Origin of the sequence: Bacillus rhizoplanae (assembly GCF_917563915.1) — a bacterium.
GTDB lineage: Bacteria > Bacillota > Bacilli > Bacillales > Bacillaceae_G > Bacillus_A > Bacillus_A rhizoplanae.
The window spans coordinates 100,771-112,588 of sequence record NZ_CAKJTI010000001.1; the positions used below are offsets into that span (position 1 = coordinate 100,771).

General features: G+C 36.0%; 13 protein-coding genes, 1 pseudogene and 2 riboswitches. Of the genes and pseudogenes, 8 read left to right on the forward strand and 6 right to left on the reverse strand.

Annotated features, from left to right (window positions below; genetic code table 11):
- Window positions 1-308: 308 nt before the first annotated feature.
- The 4 genes from LRP84_RS00575 to LRP84_RS00590 all read left to right on the forward strand — a co-directional run bounded on the left by LRP84_RS00575 (window position 309) and on the right by LRP84_RS00590 (window position 4,035).
- A complete protein-coding gene (locus LRP84_RS00575; RefSeq protein WP_230573562.1) occupies window positions 309-1,601 on the forward strand; it encodes a sensor domain-containing diguanylate cyclase in 1,293 nt (430 codons plus the stop codon).
- Window positions 1,602-1,696: 95 nt separating this feature from the next.
- Complete coding sequence (locus LRP84_RS00580; protein ID WP_230573298.1) at window positions 1,697-2,809, forward strand: serine hydrolase domain-containing protein; 1,113 nt, start codon at window positions 1,697-1,699, stop codon at window positions 2,807-2,809.
- A 4-nt stretch (window positions 2,810-2,813) separates the two neighbouring features.
- On the forward strand, window positions 2,814-3,698 hold the full coding sequence (locus LRP84_RS00585; RefSeq protein WP_230573299.1) for an NAD(P)-dependent oxidoreductase: 885 nt from the start codon (window positions 2,814-2,816) through the stop codon (window positions 3,696-3,698).
- A gap of 4 nt (window positions 3,699-3,702) precedes the next feature.
- Complete coding sequence (locus LRP84_RS00590) at window positions 3,703-4,035, forward strand: DUF3909 family protein (RefSeq protein ID WP_230573300.1); 333 nt, start codon at window positions 3,703-3,705, stop codon at window positions 4,033-4,035.
- Window positions 4,036-4,063: 28 nt separating this feature from the next.
- Here the strand turns inward: LRP84_RS00590 and LRP84_RS00595 are convergent, their stop codons facing one another.
- The 6 genes from LRP84_RS00595 to LRP84_RS00620 form a co-directional block, all read right to left on the reverse strand.
- Window positions 4,064-4,342 (reverse strand): hypothetical protein, encoded by a 279-nt coding sequence (locus LRP84_RS00595; RefSeq protein WP_098310514.1) that lies wholly within the window; start codon window positions 4,340-4,342, stop codon window positions 4,064-4,066.
- Between the two features lie 243 nt (window positions 4,343-4,585).
- A complete protein-coding gene (locus LRP84_RS00600) occupies window positions 4,586-5,098 on the reverse strand; it encodes a cupin domain-containing protein (RefSeq protein ID WP_230573301.1) in 513 nt (170 codons plus the stop codon).
- Window positions 5,076-5,714, reverse strand: coding sequence for a methylthioribulose 1-phosphate dehydratase (locus tag LRP84_RS00605; RefSeq protein WP_230573302.1), 639 nt, complete (start codon window positions 5,712-5,714; stop codon window positions 5,076-5,078). Before LRP84_RS00605 ends, LRP84_RS00600 begins: the two co-directional genes overlap by 23 nt.
- Window positions 5,711-6,370: a 2-hydroxy-3-keto-5-methylthiopentenyl-1-phosphate phosphatase gene (locus LRP84_RS00610; protein ID WP_230573303.1), complete on the reverse strand. Its 660-nt coding sequence runs from the start codon at window positions 6,368-6,370 to the stop codon at window positions 5,711-5,713. The genes LRP84_RS00605 and LRP84_RS00610 overlap by 4 nt, the downstream gene beginning before the upstream one ends.
- Window positions 6,367-7,611 (reverse strand): 2,3-diketo-5-methylthiopentyl-1-phosphate enolase, encoded by a 1,245-nt coding sequence (gene mtnW / locus LRP84_RS00615; protein WP_230573304.1) that lies wholly within the window; start codon window positions 7,609-7,611, stop codon window positions 6,367-6,369. The genes LRP84_RS00610 and mtnW overlap by 4 nt, the downstream gene beginning before the upstream one ends.
- Before the next feature lie 62 nt (window positions 7,612-7,673).
- Window positions 7,674-7,780: riboswitch (SAM riboswitch) on the reverse strand.
- A 52-nt stretch (window positions 7,781-7,832) separates the two neighbouring features.
- Window positions 7,833-9,023 (reverse strand): pyridoxal phosphate-dependent aminotransferase, encoded by a 1,191-nt coding sequence (locus LRP84_RS00620; RefSeq protein WP_230573305.1) that lies wholly within the window; start codon window positions 9,021-9,023, stop codon window positions 7,833-7,835.
- A 14-nt stretch (window positions 9,024-9,037) separates the two neighbouring features.
- On the opposite strand from LRP84_RS00620, the gene LRP84_RS00625 reads away from it, so the two are divergent.
- The 4 genes and pseudogenes from LRP84_RS00625 (at window position 9,038) to LRP84_RS00640 (ending at window position 11,818) form a co-directional block, all read left to right on the forward strand.
- Window positions 9,038-9,904: a carbon-nitrogen family hydrolase gene (locus LRP84_RS00625; RefSeq protein ID WP_230573563.1), complete on the forward strand. Its 867-nt coding sequence runs from the start codon at window positions 9,038-9,040 to the stop codon at window positions 9,902-9,904.
- A 73-nt stretch (window positions 9,905-9,977) separates the two neighbouring features.
- Window positions 9,978-10,123, forward strand: a riboswitch (SAM riboswitch).
- 87 nt (window positions 10,124-10,210) lie between these two features.
- Window positions 10,211-11,395, forward strand: coding sequence for an S-methyl-5-thioribose kinase (gene mtnK, locus LRP84_RS00630; protein WP_230573306.1), 1,185 nt, complete (start codon window positions 10,211-10,213; stop codon window positions 11,393-11,395).
- Window positions 11,392-11,580: pseudogene (gene mtnA, locus LRP84_RS00635) on the forward strand (S-methyl-5-thioribose-1-phosphate isomerase); the annotation flags it as partial. The gene mtnK and the pseudogene mtnA, both read left to right, overlap by 4 nt.
- Before the next feature lie 85 nt (window positions 11,581-11,665).
- Window positions 11,666-11,818, forward strand: coding sequence for a YvrJ family protein (locus LRP84_RS00640; protein ID WP_098310521.1), 153 nt, complete (start codon window positions 11,666-11,668; stop codon window positions 11,816-11,818).

The following is an 11,818-nucleotide window of genomic DNA, read 5'->3' on the forward strand; positions in this document are numbered from 1 at the left end:
GAGTTGAATATAAAAATGTTCTTAACTTACATTTTGTAAGCAGATACTGTAAAAGGATATAATATATGCAGTTCTATTGTCAAGTGTTTTAAAAAAGATATGAATAAAAGAAGATATTCGCACAAACGTCTCACTTATTGTTGTCATACAATAAAAAGATGATACGGGGCTTCAAAAGGTTTCTATAACGTGAAACTGCCATGTGATGGTTTGTTGAACAAATCAAGTTCTTATAAGTGATGAACTCTATCGTAAGGGATTCTTAAGCTTGTAAGAATGGGATAAATGAAGTGAGTGAAAGCCTAGTGGTGAACATTCTGCATTTTTTATTGGAACATACAGTTTTTCAAAATGTATTACAAGATCTCGATGTGAATGTATTGTATATTGAAGAAGGTCATAATCAACAACATACAGTTGCAGCGTTAAAGCCAAAGTGCTTGTTTTTGGCACATAGTTTTAAGGACGGGAAAATATTGTTTGAAAAAGTTCAACCACAAATCGTAATTATATATATTTCTGACTCTTCTCAAGTCGAATTTGTAAAAGAATTATTTACTTCAGATATTTCTTTTATCATTGTATGGAGTGAACAAGTTACATCTCAATTTGTTGACCTTATTAAACTTGGGGTACGAAACATTGTGTTACCTCCAATTACGCCTCAATCTATACTTTCTGAAGTGCAAAAGAGTGTGTATGAATTGTCATTGTTAAAACAAGTTATATTACAACAAGAACTACTTCAAATGATATTTGATTTTCAGAATGATTTGTTGTTTATTGTAGAAGATGACGAAATTATAGATTGCAATACAAATTTTTTACGTTTCTTCGGATATGAAGATCTCATGTCATATCATGAGCATCACATCACATTTGCTGAACATTTTGCAGAGGAGAATGGGTATTATATTGCAGAAAATGATACAATGTGGATTGATGATTGCTTAACGAAATCAAGAAAAATCAAAATGTATAATGAGGATGAAGAAGCAACTGTGTTTTTGTTACGTATTGCTCCTTTGCCGGATGATGTAACGAGATTCATCGTTACATGTACAGATATTACAGAGTTAGAAGAAGAGTATAAAGAACAAGAGCGCTTAGCAACAATTGATTCCTTAACAAATATTTATAATCGGTTGAAGTTTCAAAGACTATTTTCACAAGGTTGGGAAACTGCTATACGAATGAGCCAATCATTTGCTCTTATTTTATTTGATCTTGATGATTTCAAAAAAGTAAATGACACATATGGTCATGATTTTGGAGATTTAGCATTGGTACAACTAGCGGAACTTGTGACAGCAAAATTACAGCCGCATCATGTTTTTGCACGGTGGGGCGGAGAAGAATTTATTATTTTTTTGTCTCATACAACAGAAAAAGAAGCATTTCAAATTGCGGAATCGCTTCGATTTTTTATCGAAACAAAAAAATTTTCTGGAATTTCAAATATCACAGCAAGCTTTGGGGTTGCTGCATACGAAAATGGAATTACGAAAGAAATATTGATGCATCGAGCAGATGTTGCATTATATGAAGCGAAGAACAAGGGGAAAAATCAAGTGTGCTTATATAGAAAAGAAAAAATGTAACATGTTTTCGCAACAAATTGTTGCGATTTTTTTTTATTGTCGGATAATGGTGAGGGAGGAATAATTATTTAAGATGCGATGGAGGATTTTTAGAAATGAAGACGTTATGGAGTGCAATTATTTTTTTTCTTTCTATTATATTAGTTGGGAGCTATTTCTTTTTTAAAGTACCTGCTAAAAAAGAAGCAAAGTCAATAAAAACAATACCCTCTACTGATACAATAAAAGAAAAAGAAAAAGAAATTGATTATACGGCTGTTGCACAAAAACTAGAACAATATTTAAAAGATAAACAATTTAATGGCTCAGTTCTCGTTTCATATCAAGGCCGTACAATATTAGATAAAGGGTATGGCTATGCGGATGTACAAAAACAAATTGAAAATACACCGCAAACAAAATATCGAATTGGTTCTATTACAAAAACGACAATTGCCGGGTCGATTCTACAGTTGCAAGAACAAGGAAAAATAAATATACAGGATAACGTGAATAAATATATTCCTTCTTTTCCTGCTAATAAAAATATTACGTTGTATCATTTATTAACGCATACATCGGGAATCCCTGATCATGGAAAAGGGAAAGTCAATGCGGCATCCCGTCTTAATTTAGTGACATGGATTGGACAACAGTCAACTGCTTTTCAACCTGGAAGTGGCTGGTTATATTCAGATTATAATTATATGTTGCTAGCTTATATTCTAGAAAAAAGCTCGGGACAATCTGTAGCACAATACGTTACAGATCATATTTTTATTCCCGCGGGAATGACAGAGTCAGGTATGGGGGAGACACCAGCAGGAGATGTGAATTTTTCAAAAGGATATAAAAAGAAAGAGAATGAACTGGTGCTAGCGCCTAAATTAGCAATGAATTGGTTATATGGATGCGGAGAGATGTATACAACGGTGCATGATATGAAAAAGCTGGATGAAGCAATTATGACAGGTAAGCTTATTTCTGCTGAAAGCTTAAAATTAATGCTAACACCATCCTCAGAAAAAAAATATGCATTTAGCTTATATATATATCCAGATTATTATCATAATCATGGTGTACTTGCGGGATGGAATACATTTAACAATTTTAATTGGGATAAACAATTATTTGTAATTGCATTTTCAAATGTGCAAAATGGAATTGATGATGAGTTTAATACTGAGTTTCGTAAACTGGTGAGTGATTTATTAGAGAAAAGGGGATGAGAAGATGAAGCAGATATTGCCACCGGCTTCTATTGGTTTTGTTGGTACAGGTGTTATGGGAAAAAGTATGGTGCGTCATTTATTAAAAGCTGGTTATACTGTTTATGTATATAATCGTACAAAAGAAAAAACAGCAGCTTTGATTGAAGAAGGTGCGTACTGGTGTGATTCTCCTAAGGAAATTGTAAGAACAGTGGATGTTGTAATGACTATGGTTGGTTATCCACATGATGTGGAAGAAGTATACTTTGGTGCAGGGGGAATTCTTACTCATGCAGAACGAGGGACGATTACGATTGACTTTACAACATCAACACCAACTCTTGCGAAACGTATTTATGAAGAAGGGAAGAGCAAAGGAATTCATGTATTAGATGCCCCGGTATCGGGCGGAGATATCGGAGCAAAAGAAGGAAGCCTTGCGATTATGATCGGTGGGGATGAAGAAGTATATGAAGCATGCTTGCCGTTATTTGAATTGTTAGGTAAAAACATTATGTTGCAAGGAAATGCGGGTAGTGGCCAACATACAAAAATGTGCAACCAAATTGCGATTGCATCTAATATGCTTGGTGTATGTGAAGCACTTGCTTATGCAAAAAAGGCAGGTTTACATCCAGAAAAAGTGTTACAAAGTATTTCTACTGGTGCCGCAGGTAGCTGGTCATTAAGTAATTTAGCACCGCGCATGTTACAAGGTGATTTTGAACCAGGATTTTACGTGAAACATTTTATTAAGGATATGAAAATTGCGTTAGCAGAAGCAGAACAATTTGGATTATCTGCGCCTGGCTTAGCTCTTGCGCGAGAATTATATGAACAATTGATGCAAGACGGTGAAGAAAATAGCGGAACACAGGCATTATATAAACGATACATAAAGGAGTGAGTGTATGGGTTTAGAGAAATTTGATAATATCATTGATACGGTACAGCGCGCAGCAACAATTCATATTAATGATAAGCAACTGGCTGCGTTTAAAAAGAAGTATAGTTTTGAACCGGTATTTGAATATGGTAGAGATGAAACAGGTCGTTATGTCATTCGAACAACGAAAGAAATGCTAGAAGAGATGGAATTTTATTTAGCGTTAAAGTACGAACGTGATCTCATTGATTTATATATGAATGCAGAAGTAGACGGGAAATTTTATGTTTCGGTTAGTTATGGAGAGGATGCACTTCATTTACAGGAGCTATTTCAATTTTTAGAAGAAAATAAATAAAAAAGTCCTCATATGAGGACTTTTTTATTTAGGAAAGGCCTGTTGCTCGGCGTGCTTTTTCAATTGGAAAGGGAATGACTTCAGCCATTCTAGTTCGAGTAAATCGTTTTGTGCGAGAATGACGTAATATATATAGTGCAAACAGTAAACAAACAGGAATTGCACCATATAAACCGAAAAATAAAGCGCTTACAGAAGATGCGACAAAACCAATCATACCAACTTCTAATTCCTCCATAATGGCTCCCACAACAGCAGGTATAGACCCGCAAACGACACCGAAAAGAATGGCTAAAATTAACTCCATGTATTCCCTTCCTCCTTTTTACAATTCCACTTGTTTTTTCTATTATTTGTATTATAACACATTTTAAACAGAATATTCAGAAAAAGTTCATAAAATGTTCATAAAATTGTAAAAAATTATTCAACAAAAAAAGCAGGGTTATCTCCATGTATGAAATAACCCTGTCCATAGGAGAATGTATATATGTAGAGTGAATAAAAGGAAGGAAAAGGGGAATCCCTTCTTTTTATTCAACGTACTACTTTAGTAAATAGGAACCCAACCTTCAGTTGTCACAAAAATACGAATTGCCACGACCTGACGATCATCTTGAAGCGTAAAGTAATGTCTCGTGTTTTCAGGAACCGAGATTAAATCCCCTGGTTCAAGTTCAACATCAAAGAAACGACCATCTTTTCCTTGAATGGCAAAAATGCCATGTCCGCTGACGATAAAGCGAACTTCATCATCGGTATGATGGTGTTCATGTTTAAAGTTTACTAACAATTCATCTAAATTCGGTGTTGCATGAGAAAGTGAGATGACATCGCTCGCTTGATAGCCACGGCGCTTAGAAACATCAGCAATTTCTTCTGCGAACACTTCTAAAATTTCTTTCTTATTTTCATCAGTTAATGCATAGTTTTCTTGTAAATGAACAGGAAGCTTTGTAATATCCCATTTCTCATACAAAACATCTTCATTTTGTAAAAACTGTTGTACTTCTATTTCTTTTTCAATACGAGTGTTAACTTCATGAATACGAATTTGCACCATGTTGAACGCCTCCTTTAATTGATAACAGTTTAATATGAAATTGGAATAGAAACTCGTATGCTTCTAATCTCTTTTTTGTATCAAAGCTATCTTTTCCCCATACTGTAATGCCGTGATTGCGAATTAAAATAGCTCCTGCATCTTCGCGAATATGATTGCGGAATTGCTCACCTAACGTTGGAATATGAGCGTAATTTTCAATGATTGGAATACGAATAGAAGCTCCTTCTTCCCAAATATTGAGTGCTTTAATAATTTCTTGATTACAGAACACAACTTCTTTTTCGTGTACATTTGTAATGACATTGTTATCGGTTGTATGAACGTGCAAGACGCATGCAGCGTTTGTATGATTATAAATGTGAGTGTGCAACAATGTTTCTGCAGAAGGACGTAAATCTGTTTCTAAAACAGGATCACCATTTTGATCAACTAACAGAAAGTCATCTGGTGTTGTTTTTGTTTTATCTCTTCCGCTTGCTGTAATGAGAAAGGTAAGTGGATTGTCACTCACTTTTATTGAAATATTTCCGCTTGTTGCTGGAAACCAGTTCCGGTCGGTTAATTCTTTTTTCAGTTCACTCAGTTCTTGCCATTGACGAAATAGTTGTTTCACTTTATCACCTCCAACAATTGCTTCACTTCGCTTTGTATATCGTGAAATGTTTCAAACGGTGTATAAGAAATGTGATGTTCTTTACATTTTGTAATAAGAAAGTCACGAGCAAATACCTTGTCAGCAAGCTTTGCTGCTTGTAAATCTGTAATAGAATCACCAATTATGATTTTAAAATCATTTTGTGAACTTAAATTGCGAATAAGTGTTGATTTACAAAGACCACATTCATTTTCGCAATGCTCATCACACGGATATGGCCAGTTTACTTGAACTGTTTTACCCGAAAAATCAGTTGCATTACAGTAAATTTGATTAGAATCTATAAGTTCTTCAAGAAGTGGATAAACGAAAAAGTCCATTCCTCCTGATATAATATGAAGTGAGATGTTATTTGTTTGGACAAACTGTACGAATTCTTCAAAACCAGAACGAATGACAGCAGATTTTTTTATGAAAGTTGTAATCTCATCTTGTAAACTTGTAGGTAATAGAGAAAAAAGTTTTCCTACACCTTCTTGAATAGAAAGTTTTTGTGATAAAATTTGTTGTTTAATTGTTTCCGCTTCTGGCGGTGCAAACTTTTCCATAATGGCAACGATATTATCGTTATTTGTAATTGTGCCATCGAAATCGCAAAAAATGTGAATGCTCATGATTTCACCTCTTTAGAAGGGTCACCCCACAAACGAAGGGCTGCCTGTAAATCACCATCATCAACTGCATGTAGCGGCGTGTTTGTTAGCGTAGCATCGATGGCAGTGCGAAATGCTTTTCCGCCTCCTTGTGCACCAGATGGATGTCCGTGAATACCGCCACCAGCATTAATGACGCATTGCTGACCAAAATCACGAATAAGAAGTGGAACAAATCCTGGGTGAATACCAGCGGATGGAACTGGAAAGCTTCGTTTAAATGGTTCGTTCTCATCTGTAAGTGCTTTTGCTAGATAAAGTGCTTCTTCTTTTTTTAAAGCAACAGTTCCATAAGGTGATGGAAATAATGAGAAATCTGCGCCTGCACAGCGAAGTAGTTTACCTAGTAATAAGGAAGACGAAAATCCATATAATTCAGATGCGATGTAAGTTCCACTTACTGCTGGGTGTGCCATGATTGGGACAGAAACATCATCATCTTCCGCTAACGCTTGCAAAACATCAAGTCCATAAGCAAATGCATTAAAGAGTAATACATCAGCTCCGGCTGCAACTGCTTGTTTTGCTTTCTCTTTTAAATCATAAGTCCGTCCTGACAAATTAACGGCATATAACGTCTTATGACCATATGTTTCGTATACGGACTGCAATACTTCTTTTCCGGCTCGAATGCGTTCAGAAAGCGGTGTTAACGGATTATCAAATAAAATTTCATCATCTTTTACAATGTCTACACCACCGCTTGCTTGGTCGCGAAGCTGTGTTTTTAAATAACCGATATTACGGCCAATCATTCCTTTAAAAATACTCATGAGAAGAGGGCGGTCGTGAGCATTCAAGGTGTTTCGTATCCCATCGATACCAAATTTAGGACCTGGAAAACACTTTTTTATATCATCAGAAAATGTCAAATCAATTAATTTAATTTCTCCATCCAGTGATAGCTTTCCGAAAACAGTTGTAAAAATCGCTGGTAAGTCGGTACTGAAGTTAGCAGATGGGTAATGAATTTTAATAAGACCGCGTTTTACTTTTTTATCAAGGTATATATTTATTTTTTCATTATCTTCTAATTCATCTACGCTAATTACTGAGCCTTTATGTTGTTTTAATTGTTCTTGTAGTAATTGGGGTAAGTGTGTCCACGAACCAACTGTTAAACCGAGAGCAATTTGCTCTGCTTTTTGAATTAAATTTTGAGAATCATCATGAATTAAGTATGTTGCTGTTATTCCGCTCATTTTCATAACCTCCTAGTCGAATAAAAAAACCTCTCAGCTAAGGAGAGGTTTTTACAACCAGCTCCTTATCTGTCAGCTTAATGCTGCGAGAATTAGCACCGTGCCTATATAAAATAGATCGGTTGCCGGGTTTCATTGGGCTCGTCCCTCCACCTGCTCTTGATAAGAAGTATTCGGAAATATTTTAATTTTTTTAATAACTGAATTCTGACAGAGAATTTTTATGTTGTCAATGATTTTTTGAAAATTTTTAATTGATCAATCCTATGGACCGCTTCGCGAAGGCGTTCTTCTGTATGTAATAAGCCAACGCGAATGTAATCTTCCCCATGTGTACCAAAGCCGACACCTGGTGCAACGGCAACGTGAGCTTTCTCTAATAATACATCAGCAAATTGTTCTGAAGTATACCCATCTGGAATAGGCAGCCATGCAAAAAAAGATCCTTTTGGTGCAACCACATTCCAACCGATAGAACGACAGGCAGTAATCAAAGCATTTCTTCGAGATTCATAGCGTTCAACTAGTTCATCTACGCAAGTTTGCGGACTTAGTAACGCTTCGCGAGCAGCTTCTTGCACGGCACCGAAAATACTGACATACATATGATCTTGTAATAAGTTGATTGCTTCAATGACACTTTCATTCCCAACAGCAAACGCAATGCGCCATCCTGCCATATTATATGTTTTTGATAATGTATAAATTTCAATGCCAACATCTTTTGCTCCATCAACTTGTAAGAAACTAATTGGCTTTTTAGCATCAAAGCCAATGGCACCATACGCGAAATCATGACAAACTAAAATGTCATGTTTGTTTGCAAACGATATAGTTTCCTCGAAGAATTTTGTTGTTGCAATGGCTCCTGTTGGATTGTTCGGATAGTTTAAAAACATTAATTTTGCTTGTTCAGCAGTTTGGAAATCAATCTTTGTATAATCAGGTAAAAAATGATTTTCTGCCAATAATGGCATTGTTGCAAGTTTTGCTTTCGCTAAGGCAACACCTGATAAATAATCTGGATAACCAGGATCAGGAACGAGAATTGTATCGCCTGGATTTGTAAAACAAAGCGGTAATTCAACTAATCCAGCTTTTCCGCCAAATAAAACAGCTACTTCGGTTTTGGGATTTAACTGTACACCGTATTCACGCTCATAAAACGTAGCGACAGCTTCTTTTAAGCTTTCGTGTCCGCGAAATGGCGGATATTTATGATGAATTGGTTGTTCTACTGCACGCTGCAGTGCTGCTACGATATGCGCTGGCGTTGGCTGATCTGGATTTCCTTGTCCTAAGTTAATAACATCATGACCAGCTTGCACGGCTTTGTTGACTTTTGTGACAAGCGAAGCAAAAAATTGTGTTGGTAATGACGTTAATAACCCAGAAGATTGAAAATATTTCATACTTTCCACCTCTTTTGAAAGTTGTTACAATTCTAGTGACAAATAATATAACCATTCCAACTTTTTGTAAAGAAAAAATAAAAGGGAGTAGGGAGAAATCAATGAAAATTGCTTGTATTCAAATGGATATTACTTTTGGGAATGTAGAAAAAAATATAGAACATGCTGGAATAAAAATAAACGAAGCGATGAAGGAAAAACCAGACGTTATTGTATTACCAGAGTTATGGACAACAGGTTATGATTTGGAACGTCTTCCTGAAGTTGCTGACCAAGATGGGAAATACACGAAACAATTATTATCAAAGTGGAGTAAGCAAAATTGTGTGAATATTGTTGGAGGATCGATTGCTAAGCAAACAGAGAAAGGTGTTACAAATACAATGTATATTAGTAATCGAAGCGGGAAAATTGTGGCTGAATATAGTAAAGTGCACTTGTTTCAACTGATGGATGAGCATAAATATTTAATTGCTGGAAATAAAACGGGTCACTTTATATTAGATGATATGCCGTGTGCAGGAACAATTTGCTATGATATTCGTTTTCCAGAGTGGATACGCGTTCATGCTGCACAGGGGGCAACAGTATTATTCGTTGTAGCCGAGTGGCCACTTGTTCGCTTAGCGCATTGGCGGTTATTACTTCAAGCAAGGGCGATTGAAAATCAATGTTATGTTGTGGCTTGCAATCGTGCTGGGCGTGATCTGAATAATGTATTTGCAGGCCATTCGCTTATTATTGATCCTTGGGGAGAAGTCGTGAATGAGGCAGATGAAACAGAAATGATTTTGTATGGAACATTAGATGGAAAGAAGATTTCTGAAGTGCGTAAAGGGATTCCTGTTTTTTTTGATCGCTGTCCAGAATTGTACATGTGAAAAAGTATTGACAAACAATTTTTATTCTTGGTATAGTCAACAACAGAAACCGGAAAATTCAGACAACTATATACTCTTATCAAGAGCAGGTGGAGGGATTTGGCCCGATGAAGCCCAGCAACCGACCGTAATACCATTGTGAAATGGGGCGCACAATTCGCGCCTAGTAAGGCACGGTGCTAATTCCAACAGAAAGAGAGACTTTCTGATAGATAAGAGGGGAGAAGTGAATCTTCAAACCTCTTTCGTCATCGAAAGGGGTTTTTCTTATGATGAAAAACCCCGATACATTAAGGGGGAATCAGAGTGGGGTACAAACAATTAACAGAAGAAACAGCCGTTACATATGCGAAAGAACATGGTTATTTTTCAGAAAAGGCAGTTGTCACTTGTGAAGAAATTGGTGATGGGAATTTAAATTATGTGTTTCGTTTACATGATGGGAAGAAGGGATTGATTCTTAAGCAGGCTCTTCCATATGCAAAGGTAGTAGGAGAAAGTTGGCCGCTATCTTTACGCCGTGCAACCATTGAAAGTGATGCATTGCAAATTTTTGCAAAATACGTACCAGAGTATGTACCGAAAGTATACGGGCACGATGAAACATTAGCGATTATTGCTATAGAAGATTTATCAGCATTAACGATAACGAGAAAAGGATTGGTAAACGGGGAAGACTATCCACTATTATCCAAACATATCGGGCGTTTTTTAGCTCATGTTCTTTTTTACACATCCGATTTTGGACTACAAACAGAAGAAAAAAGAGTGCTAGATAGTCAGTTTACAAACCCTGATTTATGTAAAATTACAGAGGCTCTTGTATTCACTGATCCATTTGCAAACTATGAAACAAATGAGTATGAAGAAGAATTACAAGATGTTGTTGACGAACTTTGGTGGGATAAAAATTTGAAGCTACAAGTAGCGCAGTGTAAGTATAAATTTTTGACGAGAAAAGAAGCATTAATTCACGGTGATTTACATACTGGAAGCATATTTTCATCATCTTCAGAAACGAAAGTAATTGATCCAGAATTTGCGACATTTGGTCCGTTTGGATTTGATTTAGGCCAATTGATTGCCAATTTATTATTAAATGCACTGTCACGTGAAGAAAACAAACGCAGTGTATTATTTTATCATATTGAGCAAACATGGAGCGTTTTCGTAGAAACATTTACGAAGTTATGGGTACTCGAAGGCATAGAGCCGTATACGAAAGAAAAGCAATGGTTACCAATTGTACTGAACAATATTTTCACTGATGCAGTTGGATTTGCAGGATGTGAGATTATTCGCCGTACAATTGGATTAGCGCATGTCGCAGATTTAGATGAGATTTCTCATAAAGAAACACGGTTACAAGCAAAAAGACACGCATTACGGTTAGGAAGAAAATTACTTCTACATAAAATAGAAAATGCAGATGCTCGTTTGTTCCATATATTATTTAATTCTATTGTTTTTGAGAAGGAAGTGAAAGCATGAGTACAAACGTGGCAGTACTTTGTTCTGTTAGTTGGAAGGGAGATTCCATCGCTCTTTTGAATTAAAAGAAGCTGCCGACTATTGTTGAATATAAGACATTAACTACAATTGAAGATGTTTGGAAAAGTATTGTTTTATTAGTGGTGCGAAGGGAGTATCAAGTGGAAATCGCAAAGATATTCGGAAAAACAAGCTGAAATGATTTAGCTTGTTTTTATTTACCACTTTTTTGGAGTTTCACTTACTTATAATAAGAAGGGAGGAGAGACTATGGAGGAATGGATATCGGTTATAGGCAATGTTGGCTTTCCAATTGTTGTTACGCTATACTTACTGCATAGAATTGAAAGTAAGTTAGATAGCGTTATTGTCGCGATTGAGAAGTTACCAAAGCAGATGCAAAGATATGAAGCTCCAAAATAA